The organism is Micromonospora sp. WMMB235 (genome assembly GCF_001855515.1).
GTDB lineage: Bacteria > Actinomycetota > Actinomycetes > Mycobacteriales > Micromonosporaceae > Micromonospora > Micromonospora aurantiaca.
Map to the genome: position 1 here is coordinate 5,349,081 of NZ_MDRX01000001.1, position 17,370 is coordinate 5,366,450.

General features: G+C 74.5%; 11 protein-coding genes. 8 read left to right on the forward strand and 3 right to left on the reverse strand.

Annotated elements, in window-relative coordinates:
* Window positions 1–38: 38 nt before the first annotated feature.
* On the reverse strand, window positions 39–605 hold the full coding sequence (locus BFV98_RS23770; protein WP_030273850.1) for a sugar O-acetyltransferase: 567 nt from the start codon (window positions 603–605) through the stop codon (window positions 39–41).
* A 140-nt stretch (window positions 606–745) separates the two neighbouring features.
* Here BFV98_RS23770 and BFV98_RS23775 point away from each other — a divergent pair, with 140 nt between their 5' ends.
* Window positions 746–4,096: a S8 family serine peptidase gene (locus BFV98_RS23775; RefSeq protein ID WP_071097832.1), complete on the forward strand. Its 3,351-nt coding sequence runs from the start codon at window positions 746–748 to the stop codon at window positions 4,094–4,096.
* 57 nt (window positions 4,097–4,153) lie between these two features.
* On the opposite strand, the gene dapD is transcribed toward BFV98_RS23775, so the two are convergent.
* A complete protein-coding gene (gene dapD / locus BFV98_RS23780) occupies window positions 4,154–5,113 on the reverse strand; it encodes a 2,3,4,5-tetrahydropyridine-2,6-dicarboxylate N-succinyltransferase (RefSeq protein ID WP_071097834.1) in 960 nt (319 codons plus the stop codon).
* A 102-nt stretch (window positions 5,114–5,215) separates the two neighbouring features.
* On the opposite strand from dapD, the gene dapE reads away from it, so the two are divergent.
* On the forward strand, window positions 5,216–6,289 hold the full coding sequence (gene dapE, locus BFV98_RS23785) for a succinyl-diaminopimelate desuccinylase (RefSeq protein WP_030273854.1): 1,074 nt from the start codon (window positions 5,216–5,218) through the stop codon (window positions 6,287–6,289).
* A gap of 48 nt (window positions 6,290–6,337) precedes the next feature.
* Here the strand turns inward: dapE and BFV98_RS32340 are convergent, their stop codons facing one another.
* Window positions 6,338–6,499 (reverse strand): hypothetical protein, encoded by a 162-nt coding sequence (locus BFV98_RS32340; RefSeq protein ID WP_013288426.1) that lies wholly within the window; start codon window positions 6,497–6,499, stop codon window positions 6,338–6,340.
* A gap of 173 nt (window positions 6,500–6,672) precedes the next feature.
* Here BFV98_RS32340 and BFV98_RS23790 point away from each other — a divergent pair, with 173 nt between their 5' ends.
* The 6 genes from BFV98_RS23790 (at window position 6,673) to BFV98_RS23815 (ending at window position 17,336) form a co-directional block, all read left to right on the forward strand.
* Window positions 6,673–7,536 carry a TIGR00730 family Rossman fold protein gene (locus BFV98_RS23790; RefSeq protein WP_013475238.1) on the forward strand — a complete coding sequence of 288 codons (864 nt, stop codon included), beginning with the start codon at window positions 6,673–6,675 and terminating at the stop codon, window positions 7,534–7,536.
* 3 nt (window positions 7,537–7,539) lie between these two features.
* The gene (locus tag BFV98_RS23795; RefSeq protein WP_013288424.1) at window positions 7,540–8,085 is read left to right on the forward strand and encodes a TIGR00730 family Rossman fold protein; all 546 of its coding nucleotides are present in this window, start codon (window positions 7,540–7,542) and stop codon (window positions 8,083–8,085) included.
* Window positions 8,086–8,328: 243 nt separating this feature from the next.
* On the forward strand, window positions 8,329–12,036 hold the full coding sequence (locus BFV98_RS23800; protein ID WP_071098972.1) for an ATP-dependent DNA helicase: 3,708 nt from the start codon (window positions 8,329–8,331) through the stop codon (window positions 12,034–12,036).
* 55 nt (window positions 12,037–12,091) lie between these two features.
* Window positions 12,092–15,496: an ATP-dependent DNA helicase gene (locus tag BFV98_RS23805; protein WP_071097836.1), complete on the forward strand. Its 3,405-nt coding sequence runs from the start codon at window positions 12,092–12,094 to the stop codon at window positions 15,494–15,496.
* Window positions 15,497–15,700: 204 nt separating this feature from the next.
* Entirely contained in the window at window positions 15,701–15,904 is a 204-nt protein-coding gene (locus BFV98_RS23810; RefSeq protein ID WP_013288421.1) for a cold-shock protein, read from the forward strand.
* A gap of 178 nt (window positions 15,905–16,082) precedes the next feature.
* A complete protein-coding gene (locus BFV98_RS23815) occupies window positions 16,083–17,336 on the forward strand; it encodes a DEAD/DEAH box helicase (RefSeq protein ID WP_013288420.1) in 1,254 nt (417 codons plus the stop codon).
* The last annotated feature ends 34 nt before the right edge of the window (window positions 17,337–17,370 follow it).

Consider the following 17,370-nt stretch of genomic DNA (forward strand, 5'->3'; position numbering starts at 1 on the left):
CGGGAATCCGCATCCGCTGGAACGGTTGTTCCCGCAGCTCAGGACGGTTGGCCCAGGTTCCTGATCGGGCGAGCGGGGTTACCCACCGCCACCACGTTGGCCGGTAGGTCGTGGGTGACCACCGCGCCGGCGCCGACCACCGTGTTCTCGCCGATGGTCACCCCGGCCAGCACGATCACGCCCCCGCCGAGCCAGACGTTGTCACCGATGGTGATGGGCTGGGCCGACTCCCACTTGGCCCGGCGCGCCTCCGGCTCCACCGGGTGGGTGGCGGTGAGCAGCTGCACGTTCGGTCCGATCTGGACGTCCGCGCCGATGGTGATGCGGGCGACGTCGAGGAGGACCGCGTTGAAGTTGACGAAGGTGCGCGGGCCGATGTGCGTCTGGAAGCCGTAGTCGCAGTACAGCGGCGGCCGGACCCAGGCGTCGTCGCCGAGCGAGCCGAGCAGTTCGCGCAGCGCGGCGAGGCGGCCCGCCGGGTCGTCGGCGGAGCTGCGGTTGAAGCGTTCGCCGAGCCGGGCCGCGCGCTCCAGATCGGCGATGATCGCGGGGTCGTCGGCGATGTACTGCTCGCCGGCCAGCATCCGGTCCTTCATGGAGGTCATTGTTCGATCGTCCCGGCCCGCCCGGGACCGGGGCGGCGGTTCCGTCGGATCGGCGACTTCCCGATGCATACGCGGTATGCAATCCTGATACCCGCGTCGATGTGTCTCTCATCGATGAAACGTCCGACGAAGGAGGAAGGTTGCTCCGGAACCGCAGAAAGATGACGGCGCTCGGCCTCGGCCTGGCGCTGGCGCTCGGCCTGCCGGTGCCCGCGCTGGCCGCCGCGCCCACCGCGCCGACCGGCCCGTCCGCCCCTGCCGGCCCGTCCGCCCAGCCCGGCGCCGGCCCGGTCACCGTCACCCTGATCACCGGCGACCGGGTCACAGTCGCCCCCGGCGGCCGTGCCGCGGTACGCCCCGGCGCCGGCCGCGCCGGCATCCAGTTCCTGGTCGGGCGGGAGCGCGACCGGCTCACCGTGATGCCGCAGGACGCGCTCCCGCTGGTCCGCGCCGGCAAGCTCGACCGGCGCCTGTTCGACGTGAGCGGGCTGATCGAGGCCGGGTACGACGACGCGCGGCGCGGCAGCGTACCGCTGCTCGTGACGTACCGGCCGGGGGTGGCCCGGCGGACGGCGGCCCCGCTCGCCGGCGCGCGGGTGACCCGCGACCTGCCGGCGATCGCCGGCGCGGCCGTCGTCGCCGACAAGGGCGACACCGGCGCGCTCTGGAAGGCGGTGAGCGCCGACCGCTCCGGCGCCCGGCTCGACGCGGCGGGGGGTGTCGACCGGATCTGGCTCGACGGCCGGCGGCGGCTGACTCTCGACCACAGCGTGCCGCAGATCGGCGCGCCGACCGCCTGGGCCGCCGGCTGGACCGGTAAGGGCGTGCGGGTCGCGGTGCTCGACACCGGCGTCGACCTCAGCCACCCGGACCTGGCCGGCAAGGTCGCCGAGTCGCGCAACTTCACCGAGGAGGCGGACCCGGACGACATCGTCGGACACGGCACGCACGTGGCCTCCACCATCGCGGGCAGCGGCGCCGCCTCGGGCGGGAAGTACCGGGGCGTGGCGCCGGACGCCACGCTGCTGTCCGGGAAGGTCTGTGAGGTCTACGGCTGCACCGAGTCGGCCATCCTGGCCGGCATGCAGTGGGCCGCGGCCGAGCAGCACGCCACTGTGGTCAACATGAGCCTCAGCGGCGGTGACACCCCGGAGGTGGACCCGCTGGAGGAGGCGGTCGGTACGCTCACCGAGCAGCACGGGACGCTGTTCGTGATCTCCGCCGGCAACGACGGCGCCGACGGTTCGGTCGGCTCGCCGGCCACCGCCGACGCCGCGCTCGCGGTCGGCGCTGTGGACCGGGACGACGCGCTCGCCGACTTCTCCAGCCGCGGGCCCCGGGTCGGCGACGGGGCGATCAAGCCGGACATCACCGCGCCGGGTGTGGAGATCGTGGCCGCGCGGGCCGCGCACGGCCAGATCGGCGACCCGGTGGGGGACCGGTACGCCTCGCTGTCCGGCACGTCGATGGCCGCCCCGCACGTGGCCGGCGCGGTCGCGCTGCTCGCCCAGCAGCACCCCGGCTGGACGCCCGAGCGCTACAAGGCGACGCTGATGGCCTCGGCGAAGCCGCACCCGGAGCAGACCGCGTTCCAGCAGGGTGCGGGCCGGGTCGACGTCGCCCGCGCGATCACCCAGCAGGTGACGAGCGAACCGGCGTCCGTCTCGTTCGGCGTGGCGGCCTGGCCGCACACCGACGACCAGCCGGTCAGCCGGACCGTCACCTACCGCAACGGCGGGACCGCCCCGCTCACGCTGGACCTGAGCACCGAGTTCACCGGACCGGGCGGGCGGACCGCGCCGGCCGGCATGCTCACCCTCAGCACCTCGCGGCTCACCGTTCCGGCGGGCGACAGCGCCCAGGTGACAGTGGTGATCGACACCCGGCTCGGCGGCGCCGACGGCTACTGGACCGGCCGCCTGCTCGCCCGCGCCGGCGGCGCGGCGGTGGTGACCCCGCTCGCTGTCGACCGCGAGGTGGAGAGCTACGACCTGACCGTGACCCACCGCAACCGCTCCGGCGCCCTGACCGACGGCTACTACACCGTCCTGCTCGGGCTCGACGACGGCACCTACCGGGACGTCTACGGCGCCGGCGGCGAGACCCGGATCCGGGTGCCGAAGGGCCGGTACGGCGTACAGAGCCTGATCTTCGTCGACGGTGACCAGGGCTGGTCGGAGGTCTCCTTCCTCGCCCAGCCGGAACTGGTGGTGGCCGGGAACCAGCGGCTCGCGCTGGACGCCCGGCGGGCGAAGCCGATCCGCACCACGGTGCCGCAGCGCGGCGCGGCGCCACTGCTGATCGACCTCACAGCGGCCTGGGGATTCGGCGACTACTACAACAGCTTCGGGCTGTGGACCGACAGGTTCGAGGGCCTCTACTCGGCCCAGATCGGCCGTACCGTCTCCGACAAGGTCTTCGTCGGCGCGCTCGCCAGCCAGTGGGTCGAGCCGACAGCGCCCGAGCGCAGCCCGTACTTCTACGGCCTGAACGACCTGTTCCCGGGCCGGTTCCCGACCGGCTTCGTCCGGCACTACCGGCCGGCCGACCTGGCCACCGTCACGAACCGGTTCGCCGCCGGCTACGCCGGGATGGACAACGAACTGGTCGTCTACGCGGAGCGCGACTACAACATGGGCGGCTCGGCGATCGTCCTGCCCGTCCAGGTGCCGGGCAAGCGGATCGACCACCTCAGCGTCACCCGGACCCGCTGGAGCGCCGAGCTGGCCTTCGGTGAGCGGGCCGAGGAGGGCTGGCTGGAGCCGCGGGCGGCGCTGGAACGAGTGCCGACCCGCTATCAGGCCGGGCACAGCTACCGCGACGAGTGGAACAAGGCCCCGTTCGGCCCGTCGTTCCCGCAGCCGCAGTGGCCGGAGCAGGGCATCACCCGTACCGGCGACACCGTCATCGTCTCGCTGCCGGTGCACAGCGACGCGGCCGGGCACCCGGGCGGCTCGCTCAACGACACCGAGCACACCCGGCTCTACCGCAACGGCAAGCTGGTCGACGAGTCGCCCTACCCGGGTTACGGCGAGTTCACAGTGCCGCCGGGAACGGCGAACTACCGGCTGGAGACCAGTGCGACGCGCGGCTTCACCGACCTGAGCACCGAGGTCACGGCGAGCTGGACGTTCCGCTCCAAGCGGGTACCGGGCGACGTGCCGGCCCGGCTGCCGGCCATGGCGGTCCGGTTCACCCCGCCGCTGGCGGCGGACAGCTCGGCCCCGGCGGGCCGGACGTTTACCGTGCCGGTGACGGTGCAGCGCCAGCCCGGCGCGCCGTCCGGCCGGGTCGTGGCGCTCACCGTCGACGTCTCCTACGACGGTGGCAAGACCTGGCACAAGGCGGCCCTGAAGAAGCAGGGCGGGGCGTGGACGGCCACCGTCCGGCACCCGGCCGGCCCGGGGTACGCGTCGCTGCGGGCCACCGCCCGTGACGACGCCGGCAACACCGTGACCCAGCGGATCATCCAGGCGTACCGCCTGCGGTGAGCCGGCCGTCCGGGTCCGCGCGGCGGTCGCCGTCGCGGACCCGGACGGGGGTACGGCTCAGTCGTTGGCGTGCAGCGCGGCGTTGAGCGCGATGCCCTGGCCGGTGCGGGGCTTCGCCTCCAGCGCGCCGGTCACCGAGTTGCGCCAGAACAGCAGCCCGTCGACGCCGGACAGCTCGCGGGCCTTGACCGTCCGGCCGTCCGGCAGGGTGATCTTCGAGGCGGCGGTGATGTAGCAGCCCGCCTCCACCACGCAGTCGTCGCCGAGCGTGATGCCGACACCGGCGTTCGCGCCGACCAGGCTCCGCTCACCGATGCGCACCTTCTCGGTCCCGCCGCCGGAGAGCGTGCCCATGATCGAGGCGCCGCCGCCGATGTCGGAACCGTCGCCGACAACCACACCCTGCACGATGCGGCCCTCGACCATCGAGGTGCCGAGCGTGCCGGCGTTGAAGTTGACGAAGCCCTCGTGCATCACGGTGGTGCCGGACGACAGGTACGCGCCCAGCCGGACCCGGTCCGCGTCCGCGATCCGCACCCCCGACGGCACCACGTAGTCGGTCATCCGGGGGAACTTGTCCACCCCGTACACGGACAGGTGGCGGCCGGCGGCCCGCTCGATGACACGCAGCTCGTCCACCCGCTCCGGCGGGCACGGCCCGGCCGACGTCCAGGCCACGTTCGCCAGCTTGCCGAAGATGCCGTCGAGGTTCAGCTCGTTGGGCCGCACCAGGCGGTGGGAGAGCAGGTGCAACCGCAGGTACGCGTCGGCGGCGTCCTTGATCGGGTCGTCCAGCGAGCCGATCACAGTGGTCACCTCGACAGTGCGCAACCCGGGCAGCGCCCGCTCCCCGATCGCGCCCGGAGGCAGGTCGAGCACGTCGGCCCGGTCCTCGCCGGGCACCAGAGGCAGCTCGCCCAGACCCAGCTTGCCGGTCGGGTACCAGGTGTCGAGCACCTGGTCCTGCGTGGTGACGGTGGCCAGGCCGATGCCCCAGGCGGATGGTGCGGACGTCACTGTGTCACCTCTCGTTCCGGCGGCGGCGTCCGCCGCTGCTCGCGGCCGGGGGCGCGGCACGTGTCCCTCGCGCCCACCGAGGATGACGGTACCGTGCGAGACATGCAGAACCCGTTGACCCCCGAGGTCCTGGCCGATCCGGTGGCGCTGACCCGCGCCCTGGTCGACATCGAGTCGGTATCCCTCAACGAGAAGGCCATCGCCGACTGCGTCGAGGAGGTGCTGCGCGGTGTGCCGCACCTGACCACCTACCGGCACTCGAACACCGTCATGGCCCGGACCGACCTGGGTCGGGCGCAGCGCGTGGTGCTCGCCGGCCATCTGGACACCGTTCCGCTCAACGGCAACTTCCCCTCGACCATGCGTGGCGACCTGATGTACGGCTGCGGCACCTCCGACATGAAGTCCGGGGTCGCCTTCGCGCTGCACCTGGCGGTGACGCTGCCCGACCCGCGCTACGACGTCACGTACTTCTTCTACGAGGCGGAGGAGATCGAGTCGAAGTACAACGGCCTCACCCTGGTCGCGCAGAGCCACCCCGAGTGGCTGGAGGCCGACTTCGCGGTGCTGCTGGAGCCGACGTACGGGATCGTCGAGGCGGGCTGCCAGGGCACCATGCGGGCGGTGGTCACCACGCACGGCGAGCGGGCCCACGCGGCGCGCTCCTGGCACGGCGTCAACGCCATCCACGGCGCGAGCGAGGTGCTGCGGCGGCTGACCACGTACGAGGCCCGCCGGGTGACGATCGAGGGCTGCGACTACCGCGAGGGTCTCAACGCGGTGCGGATCACCGGCGGGGTGGCCGGCAACGTCATCCCGGACCGCTGCGAGATCGAGATCAACTACCGGTACGCCCCGGACCGCGACCCGGCGGGCGCCGAGGCGCACCTGCGCGAGGTCTTCGCCGGCTTCGAGCTGGAGGTCACCGACGCGGCGGCCGGTGCGCCGCCCGGACTGGAGAGCCCGGCGGCGCAGGAGTTCCTGGCGGCGGTCGGTGCGGCGCCGATCGGCAAGCTGGGCTGGACGGACGTGGCGCGGTTCGCGGCCATGGGCATTCCGGCGCTGAACTTCGGCCCCGGCGACCCGAACCTGGCGCACCACAAGGACGAGCACGTCGAACTGACCAAGATCCGGGACGGCGCGGCGACGCTGCACCGCTGGCTGGCCCCGGCCTGACGCGCTGCGATCCCGGGGTCCGCGCCCGCCTCGCGGACCCCGGGACCGTCAGACGGTCGTCGTCAGGGGTGCTTCCGCCTCGCCGGTCTCGCCGGTCAGGTCGGACCGGTGGGTCTCCATCATCCGGGCGCGGCGGCGCTCGGCCACCACGTCACGGATCCGCCGCTGCATCTGACGGCGGATCCGGATCATCTCGCTGTTACTGATCAACGCTGGCTCCTCCCCCGAAGGCGCGTCGCCCGGGGTATACCGGGTATGTGAATAGTAAGACGTACGTGCGACCGAATTAGTTGCCCGGATCCCAAAGATTTCTTCGGCTCCCGGGCCTGCGCGCCCCGCCGGAGCCGCTCTACTACGGTGACCCCATGGGCGAGAGCAGCGGAATGTCGGCCGGGCGCGGCCAGCGGGGGGAGCGGCACCGGGGAGAACGGCATCGCGGCGCGGTGACGCTGCGCAACCGGGCGATTCCGACGAGTACGGCCGACCAGCGGCTGCTCGACTCCCGGGGACGCAGCGACTGGAAGACCAAGGACGCCTGGCGCGCGCTGCGGATCCTGTCCGAGTTCGTCGAGGGCTTCGACACCCTCGCCGACCTGCCCCCGGCGGTGAGCGTGTTCGGCTCCGCCCGCAGCAAGCCGGACAGCCCCGAGTGCCGGATGGCCGAGGAACTGGGCGGCGCGCTGGCCCGGGCCGGGTACGCGGTGATCACCGGCGGCGGTCCCGGCGTGATGGAGGCCGCCAACCGGGGCGCCGGTGAGGCCGGTGGCCTCTCCGTCGGGCTCGGCATCGAGCTGCCGTTCGAACAGGGCCTCAACGACTGGGTCGACCTGGCCATCGACTTCCGCTACTTCTTCGCCCGCAAGACCATGTTCGTCAAGTACGCCCAGGCGTTCGTGGTGCTGCCCGGCGGCTTCGGCACCCTGGACGAGCTGTTCGAGGCGCTCACCCTGGTGCAGACCGGCAAGGTGACCCGCTTCCCGGTCGTGCTGATGGGCACCGACTACTGGCAGGGCCTGCTCGACTGGCTGCGCGGCACCATGGCCACCGAGGGCAAGATCGGTCCGGCCGACCTCGACCTGATCCGCCTCACCGACGACGTCAACGAGGCGGTCCGGCACATCGTGGAGGCCGAGGCCGTGCTCTCCGCCGAGCAGGAAGCGGTCCGCGAGGAGGCGGTCGCCCGGGTGGCCGCCGACCAGCGCGCGGCCGCCGAGGCCGCCCCCGAGGGCCCGGCGGGACGGAGCTGACCCGTGGCCAACGTCTGTGTCTTCTGCGCGTCCTCCCGTACCCTCGACGCCCGCTGGCTGGCGCTCGCCACCGAGACCGGTGAGGAACTGGCCCGGCGCGGCCACACCTTGGTCAGCGGCGGCGGCTGCGTCGGGATGATGGGCGCCGTGGTGCAGGGCGCGCGGGCGGCCGGCGGTCGCACCGTCGGCGTCATCCCGCAGTCCCTGGTCGACCTGGAGGTCGCCGACCTGGACTCCGACGAGCTGCTGGTCACCGACAGCCTGGCCAGCCGCAAGACGCTGATGGACGAGAAGTCCGACGCGTTCGTGGCGCTGCCCGGCGGGCTCGGCACGCTCGACGAGCTGTTCGAGGTCTGGACCACCGCCACCCTGGCCCTGCACGCCAAGCCGATGGTGATCGTCGACGTGGACGGCTTCTACCGGCCGCTGCTCGACTGGATCCGCGGGCTCGGTGAGCAGCGGTTCCTCAAGCCGGCCGCGCTGGACCTGCTGCTGGTCGCCGACAGCGTCCCCGCCGCCCTGGACCTGATAGACACCCGCCTGACCTGACCCACCCCGCCCGCCCGGTCGGCCCGTCCTTGTTCACCACCGTTTCGGCGGGCTTGATCGACACCATTTCGGGGAGGTGGTGGTGTCCGGGCGTGTGTGATGTGGCCATTTCCCCGAGGTGGTGTTGATCTAGGGGTGTGTGGCAGAGCCGGGCAGTGGTGCACGCTGCGGGCAGGTGAGCTGGTGACGGCCGGGACGGCGGTCGGTTTCCGGGTGTCGTACCGGCGTGGTGGGATGTCGGTGATGCAGGCGTACCGGTTGGTGCGCCGGCCCGGCGGCGCGGAGGCGGGGGTCACCCACGACGCCGGGGCGGGGCAGGGGGTGGGTCGGCCCGGTGGGCCGGCTGATGCGGAGCCGCGATCCGGGGGGTCGGCGGGCGATGCCGCACACCCGGAGCCCATCACGCCGCCCGCCGACGCCACGACTCCCGCGACACCCGGCACCGGCACACGCGGAGCTGCCCCACCCGCGACCACGCCGGATGCGGGAGGCGAAGAAGCGCGGACTGGCGACGAGACCCGGGAGACCGGGGCCGGGCAGGGCCTGAGCCGTGTGCGTGCGGTGGACCCGGTGCAGGCCGAGGTGATCGCGCACACCGACGGGCCGATGCTCGTCGTGGGCGGCCCTGGCACCGGCAAGACGACGACGCTCGTCGAGGCGGTCGCGGCCCGCGTGGCCGAGGGTGTCGACCCGGAGCGGATCCTCGTGCTCACCTTCGGCCGGCGCGGCGCCACCGAACTGCGCCACCGGATCGAGGCGCGCATCGCCGAGGGCGGGCACCGGGTGATCCGTGAGCCGCTGGTGCGCACGTTCCCGGCGTACGCCTTCGGGCTGCTGCGCCGCGCGGCTGCCGAACGCGGTGAGCCTTCGCCCCGGCTGCTCACCGGCCCCGAGCAGGACCTGATCATTCGTGAGCTGCTCGACGTGGTGGGGGAGGAACCCGGCGACGACCCGGTCGGCTGGCCGGAGGACCTGCGCCCCGCGCTGCGTACCCGGGCGTTCGCCCAGCAGCTCCGCGACCTGCTGATGCGTGCCGCGGAGCGCGGCGTCGGCCCGGTCGAGCTGGCCCGGCTCGGCGAGAAGCTGGGCCGCGCCGACTGGCCGGCCGCCGCGCGCTTCCTGCGGGAGTACGTCGCCGTGCTCGCCCTGCGTGACGTGAGCAACCGGGGCTCGGTGGCGTACGACCCGGCGGAACTGGTGCGCGCCGCCACCGGCATGTTGCTCGACGACCCCGAGCTGCTCGCCGCCGAGCGTCGTCGCCTGACCCACGTGTACGTCGACGAGCTGGCCGACACCGACCCGGCCCAGCTCGACCTGCTCGCCGTGGTGGCCGGAGGCGGCCGGTCCCTCGTCGCGTTCGCCGACCCGGACTCGTCCACGTACGCGTTCCGCGGCGCCGACCCGGCGGGCGTCACCACGTTCCCGCACCGCTTCCGCACCGCCTCCGGTGCTCCGGCGGCGCAGGTCACGCTGACCACCTCGTACCGGGCCGGGCCGGAACTGCTGGCGGCGACCGCCCGGCTGGCCCGGCGGCTGCGCGGCCCGGCGGGGCACCGGCGGCTGCGCCCGCTTCCCGGCGTGCCCGCCGGAACGGTGGAGGTACTGACGTTCCGGTCCGCCACCAGCGAGTCGGCGTGGCTGGCGCACGCGTTGCGCGAGGCGCACCTGCTCGACGGCGTGCCGTGGTCCCGGATGGCGGTGCTGGTCCGCTCCACCGGCCGGCAACTGCCGTCGCTGCGGCGCGCGCTGCACACGGCCGGTGTGCCGACCGTCGTGCACGGCGAGGACCTGCCGCTGCACCTCCAGCCGGCGGTCGCCCCGCTGCTGCTCCTGCTGCGCTGCGCGCTCGAACCCGACCGGCTGGACGAGGAGGCGGCCGTCGCGCTGCTGCACTCCCCGCTGGGCGGGGCCGACCCGCTGGCCGAACGGCGGCTGCGCCAAGGGTTGCGGGCGCTGGCGCTGGCCGCCGGCGACCGCCGTCCCTCCGGCGAGCTGCTGGTGGAGGCACTTCGCGACCCGGCCGAACTGGCCACCATCGAGCGTCGCTGGGCGGCCCCCGCGCAGGCCGTGGCGCACCTGCTCGCGACCGCCCGGGAGACGGCCGGCCGGCCCGGCGCCACAGTCGAGGACGTGCTCTGGGCGGTGTGGCGGGAGAGCGGGCTGGCCGAACGCTGGGCCGGGGCGATCACCCGGGGGCGGGCGGCCACCGGCGAGCACGAGACCGCCCAGCGCTGGCGGGCCGAGGCCGCCGACCGTGACCTGGACGCCGTACTCGTCCTCTTCGACGCGGCGGCCCGGTTCACCGACCGGTTGCCCGGCGCGCGTACCGAGGTGTTCCTCGACCACGTCCTCGGGCAGGAGCTGCCCGCCGACACGCTCGCCGCCGCCGCCGACCGGGGCGACGCGGTACGCCTGCTCACCGCGCACGCCGCCAAGGGTCTGGAGTGGGATCTGGTCGCGGTGGCCGGGGTGCAGGAGGGCGTCTGGCCGGACCTGCGCCTGCGCGGCAGCCTGCTCGGCTCGGAGCGGCTCGTCGACGTGCTCGCCGGTCGCGCCGACGGCGCCGGGCTGCGGGCCAGCCTGGTCGGGCAGACGTCGGCGCTGCTGGACGAGGAGCGGCGGCTGTTCCATGTCGCGATCAGCCGGGCGCGACGGCGGCTGCTGGTCACCGCAGTGGCGTCCGCCGCTGTCGGCGGGGACGACCACGAGGAGCAGCCGAGCCGCTTCCTGCACGAACTGGCCGCCGCCGACCCACCCGCCACCGGCGGAGGCGGCACCGCCCCGACCGGCCCGAACCCGACCGGCCCGGCTCCGAACGGCCCGAACCCGAACGGCCCGAACCCGACCGGGAACGGCCCGACACGTACGGCCACGCGCGGGGGCATCGTGGACGGGCCGGTGCCGCACGGGGACGAGCATCCGCAGGACGGGCCGCCCGCGGCGCTCCCGGTCACCCTGCCGCCGCGTGGGCTCACCCTGTCCGCGCTTGTGGCGGAGCTGCGTACCGCAGTCACCGACCCGGCGACGCCGATCACCCGGCGGCACGCGGCGGCGGGTGAGCTGGCACGGCTGGCCGCCGCCGGCGTGCCCGGCGCGCACCCGGACGACTGGTGGGGGCTGCGCGGCCTGTCCGACGACCGGCCGCTCGTCGACGAGGGCGAGCCGGTGCGGGTCACCCCGTCGGCGATGGAGAGCGCGTTGCGGTGCAGCCTGCGCTGGCTGCTGGAACGGCACGGCGGCAGCGGCCCGGCCAGCGCCGCGCAGGGCGTGGGCAACCTGGTGCACGCCGCCGCGATGCTGGCCGAGGATGCCAGCGTCGACCGGGAGGCGCTGCTGGAGTACGTGGCCGCCCGGTTCGACGCGATCGAGCTGGCCGCCCGGTGGATGGCCGGCCCGGAGCGGCAGCGCGCCGAGGCGATGGTGGACAAGCTGCTGCGCTGGCTGGCCGGCAACCCGCGCCGGCTGCTCGCGATCGAGCACGAGTTCGCGGTCCGACTCGACGACCCGTCCCGTCCGATCCAGCTGACCGGCCGGGTCGACCGGCTGGAGGTCGACGACGAGGGGCGGCTCGTGGTGATCGACCTGAAGACCGGCAAGTCGACGGCTGTCACCGAGCGGGAGGTGGCCGAACATCCGCAGCTCGGCGCGTACCAGGCAGCCGTGGAGGCGGGCGGGTTCGCCGAGTTCGGCGAGGAACCGGGCGGGGCGGCGCTGGTGCAGCTCGGCACCGGCGCGCGGGACGCCAAGGAGCAGACCCAGGCGGCGGCCGGGGAGGGCCCGGAGGCCGGGTGGGCCACCGCGCTGGTGCGCCGTACCGCAGACACGATGGCCGCCTCGACGTTCGCCGCAGTGGCCAACTCCAAGTGCCGGGTCTGCCCGGTACGCACCAGCTGCCCGGTGTCCGGCCAGGGCCGCCAGGTGGTCGAGCCGCCACCGGAGAACCAGCCGTGAGCGCGAGGAGTGAGCCGGTTTTGCGAGCCCCGCAGTCGCGAACAAAGACTGGACCATGACTGTTCAGCCGGCGCTGTTCGGCGCCTCCGCCACGCCCGCGCCGCGCACCGCCGACGCGGGGCCCCGCTACACGCCCGTCGAGCTGGCCCGGCTGCTGCGGCTGCCGGCGCCCACCCGGGAGCAGGCCGCGATCATCGCCGCGCCGGTGGAGCCGCTGCTGGTGGTCGCGGGCGCCGGCTCGGGCAAGACCGAGACGATGGCCGCGCGGGTGATGTGGCTGGTCGCCAACTCCTACGTACGCCCCGAGCACATCCTCGGCCTCACCTTCACCCGCAAGGCGGCCGGCGAGCTGGCGCACCGGGTCCGCACCCGGCTCGACCAGCTCATCCGGCGGCTCGGCCGGCAGGGGCGGGATCCGCACGACGACCCGCTGGCGGGCGAGCCGACCGTGTCCACGTACCACTCGTACGCCGGGCGGATCGTCACCGAGCACGGCTTGCGCGCCGGGTACGAGCCGACCACCCGGCTGCTCACCGAGGCGTCCCGCTGGCAGCTCGTCGACCTGCTGGTGCGCAACTACGACGGCGACATGTCCGAGGTGGACCGGATGCCGTCGACCATCACCGACGCCGTGCTGGCGCTCGCCGGTGAGCTGGACGAGCACCTGGTCGACCCGGACGAGCTGGCCGCCTGGACCGGCCGGTTCTTCGCCGACGTGCAGTCCCGGCCGGGCCGGGTCTACGCCGACGTCCGCAAGGCGCTCCAGCTCCAGCGGACCCGGCTGAAGCTGCTGCCGCTCGTGCGCGCGTACGCCCGGCGCAAGGACGACTTCGAGGCGATGGACTTCGCCGACCAGCTCGCCCGCGCGGCCCGGGTGGCCCGCGACCATCCCGGCGTCGGGGTGATCGAGCGGGACCGGTTCCGGGTGGTGCTGCTCGACGAGTACCAGGACACCAGCCACGCCCAGGTGGTGCTGCTCAACGCGCTGTTCGGCGGCGGCCACCCGGTCACCGCGGTCGGCGACCCCTGCCAGTCCATCTACGGCTGGCGCGGGGCCAGCGCCGGCACGCTCGACCGGTTCCCGGCCGAGTTCGCCCGCACCGACGGCAGCCCCGCCGACGTGCTCAGCCTGACCACGAGCTGGCGTAACCGTCCGGAGATCCTCGGCGTGGCCAACACGCTGTCGGTGCCGCTGCGGGCGGCCGGCGCGCGCGTGCCGGAGCTGCACGCCGCGCTCAGCGTCCGCGACCCGATCCCGCACCGCACGCCGGGCGGGCAGGCCGGCGGCACCGTGCACTGCGCGCTGCTGGAGACGTACGCCGACGAGGCCGACTGGATCGCGGACAGCGTGCTGGCGGCCTGGCGGGGCGCGGCCGGGATGCCCGGCGCGCTGCCCGAGCACATCCCCGCCGACCGCCGCCCGACCACTGCGGTGCTGGTGCGGCTGCGCAGCCAGATCCCGGCGATCGAGGCGGCGTTGCGTGCCCGCGGACTGCCGGTCGACGTGGTCGGCCTGGGTGGGCTGCTGGACACCCCTGAGGTACGGGACGTGGTGTGCACGCTGCGCGTGCTCGCCGACCCGACCGACGGGGCGGCGCTGCTGCGGCTGCTGACGGGCGCGCGCTGGCGGATCGGCCCGCGTGATCTGGTCGCCCTGCACCGCCGGGCCCGCGCCATCGCCCGCAGCCGCCGGGAGCTCACCGGCGACGAGGGCCCGGAGATCACCGTGGACGCGCTGGACGAGGCGACGCTGGTCGAGGCGCTGGCGGACCTGGGGCCGGCGCAGGCGTACTCGGCCGAGGGCTACGCGCGGCTGCGCTCGTACGGGATGGAGCTGGCGCTGCTGCGCTACCGGCTGGACCAGTCCCTGCCGGAGCTGATCGCGGACATCGAGCGGACCATCGGGCTCGACGTCGAGGTGGCGGTCCGGGCCGGCCGGGACGGCGCGGGCGACGCCGGGCTGGCCCGCGCGCACCTGGACGCGCTCGGCGACGTCGCGGCCCGGTTCAGCGGCGAGACGCCCGGCGCGACGCTGGCCGGTTTCCTCGCGTACCTGGCCGCCGCCGAGGACGAGGAGCGCGGGCTGGCGCCCGGCGAGGTCGAGGTGGTGGCCGGCGCGGTGCAGGTGCTCACCGCGCACGCCGCGAAGGGCCTGGAGTGGGACGTGGTGGCGGTGGCGGGGATGACCCGGGGCGTCTGGCCGGGGCCGGTCCGCAACTCCGACCACTGGCTGGGCGGGCTGGGCGTGTTGCCGTTCCCGTTGCGCGGCGACGCGGACGGGCTGCCCGAGCTGGCCCTGCCGGAGGCGGAGGACCAGCGCGGCGTGGCCCGGGCGCTGACCGACTTCACCGACGCCTGGCGGGCGCACGACGAGCGGGAGGAGCGCCGGCTGGCGTACGTGGCGGTGACCCGCCCGCGTCGGCTGCTGCTCTGCTCCGGCTACTGGTGGGGGGAGGGGACCAAGCGGTTCCGCGGCCCGTCGGTGTTCCTGCGGGAGGTGCACGACGCCTGCCTGGCGGGCGGGGACGGGCACGTGGTGGACGCGTGGACGCCGGAGCCGGCCGGGGACGCGGTGAACCCGACCACCGAGACGGTGCTGCGGGCCGAGTGGCCGGCCGACCCGCTCGGTGCCCGCCGCCCGGCGCTGACCGAGGCGGCGGCGCTGGTCCGCCGCCACCTGGCCGACCCGGAGACGGCCCGTCGCGAGGCGGCAGTGCTCGCCACCACGGGAGCGGCGGACGACGCCGAGGTGGCCCGCTGGCGGCGCGAGGCTGATCTCCTGCTCGCCGAGCGGGCGGAGCTGGCCCGGCAGGCCGAGGCGGTCGAGGTCGAACTACCCGGCCAGCTCTCGGTGACCCAGCTCGTGGCGTTGCGCCGCGACCCGGAGGCGCTGGCCCGTACGCTGCGCCGCCCGATGCCGACCGAACCGAACCCGTACGCCCGGCGCGGCACCGCGTTCCACGCCTGGCTGGAGCAGCGCTTCGGCACCGACCGGCTGCTCGACGTGGACGAGCTGCCCGGCGCGGCGGACGAGGACGCGGCCCCGGACGAGGCGCTGGCCGAGTTGCAGGAGCGCTTCCTGGCCGGCGAGTGGGCCGACCGGGTGCCGGTGGAGGTGGAGGTGCCGTTCGCCACTGTCATCGCCGGGGTGGTGATCAGGGGGCGGATGGACGCCGTGTTCGCCCGCCCGGGTGGGCGCTACGACGTGGTCGACTGGAAGACCGGGCGGCAGCCGGCCGGCCGGGAGGCCGACGCGGCGGCGGTGCAGCTGGCTGTGTACCGGCTGGCCTGGGCGGAACTGGCCGGGGTGCCGGTGGACCGGGTCGGCGCCGCGTTCCACTACGTGCGGGACTCCGCCACCGTCCGCCCGGCCGATCTGCTCGACGCGGAGGGACTGGCCGCCTTGGTGGCCGCCGTGCCGGAAATCCCGGGGGATCTCCCGGAGCGCGCGAATCCGTGATACGTTGGCTGGGTTGCAGTTTTGGTTTCCAGAGACTCTGTGTGCGCCTGGCGGATTGTGGCCCCAGGCGCTCTTTGTTGTGTCCGGAGTTCTCCGGGCGGGGCGACCAGCAGCGACAGGCACGCCGCGTATTCCACGCGCGGGGTGCTCCTCTCCGGCCCGCAACACGTGCGGGCCGACCGTTCCGTCAAGGAGACGAAACACATGGCAATTGGCACCGTCAAGTGGTTCAACGCTGACAAGGGCTTCGGCTTCATCACCCCGGACGACGGCGGCGCCGACGTCTTCGCCCACTTCTCGGCGATCCAGACCTCCGGCTACCGGAGCCTGGACGAGAACCAGCGGGTCGAGTTCGAGGTGACCCAGGGCCAGAAGGGCCCGCAGGCGGAGAACATCCGCCCGCTCTGATCTTCGGATCAACCGGCACCACCATCGCGCCCTCTCGGGCGTGGTGCACGGGCCGGCCCGCCTCTGCCGGGCCGGCCCGTCCCTTTCGGTTCGTGCTTGTGACCACCGGCGACGCCGGTGACGCGCCGCTGTCCGGCGCCCTTCCTCGACACGTGCCGCGTCGAGGAAGGCTTTCCGCATGACCACCACCCTGCCCACGTTCGCCGCCACCGGCCTGGCCCCGGCGCTCGTCTCCGAGCTGGCCGCGCAGGGCATCTCCGCGCCGTTCCCGATCCAGGCGGCGACGATCCCGGACTCGCTGGCCGGCCGCGACGTGCTCGGCCGGGGCCGTACCGGCTCCGGCAAGACGCTCGCGTTCGGGCTGCCGCTGCTGCACCGTACGGCCGGCCGCCGGGCCCGACCGGGCCGCCCGCTCGCGCTGGTGCTCGTACCCACCCGTGAACTGGCCGCGCAGGTCACCGAAGCGCTCGCCCCGTACGCCGCCACGCTCGGCCTGCGCTGCGCCACAGTGGTCGGCGGGCTCTCGCTGACCCGGCAGGCGGCCGCGCTGCGCGCCGGTGCCGAGGTGCTGGTGGCCACGCCGGGCCGGCTGCACGACCTGATCGACCGCGGGGACGCCCGGCTGGACCAGGTGACCATCACCGTGCTGGACGAGGCGGACCAGATGGCCGACATGGGCTTCCTGCCGCAGGTGACGAAGCTGCTGGAGCAGGTCGCGCCGGGCGGGCAGCGGATGCTGTTCTCGGCCACGCTCGACCGCGGCGTGGACCGGCTGGTCCGCCGGTTCCTCACCGACCCGGTGACGCACTCCGTCGACCCGGGCACCGCCACCGTCACCGCGATGACGCACCACGTGCTGCACCTGGACGCGGAGGACAAGCCGGCCGCGCTGGCGCACATCGCCGCCCGCGAGGGCCGCACCATCGTCTTCATCGCCACCAAGCACCGCGCCGACCGGGTGGCCCGCCAGCTGCTCGCCAAGGGCGTACGCGCGGCGGCGCTGCACGGTGGCAAGTCGCAGCCGCAGCGCACCCGCATCCTGGAGCAGTTCCGCACCGGCCAGGTCACCGCGCTGGTGGCCACCGACGTGGCGGCCCGGGGCATCCACGTCGACGGGCTGGACCTGGTCGTCAACGCCGACCCGCCCACCGAGGCCAAGGACTACCTGCACCGGGGCGGCCGGACCGCCCGGGCCGGGGAGTCGGGCACTGTGGTCACGCTCGTGCTGCCGGACCAGCGCCGCGACGTCGCCCGGCTGATGACCACCGCGGGCATCAACCCCAAGACCACGCGGGTACGCGCCGGCGACAGCGAGCTGAGCCGGCTCACCGGCGCCCGGGAGCCGTCCGGCGTGCCGGTGACCATCACCGCGCCCGCCGCCGCGCATCCCGCCCCGGGAACCCGTCCTCGCCGGCGCCCGCGCCGCCGCTGACCGCGGCCTGCGCCTGACCGGCTCGCTTCCGAGC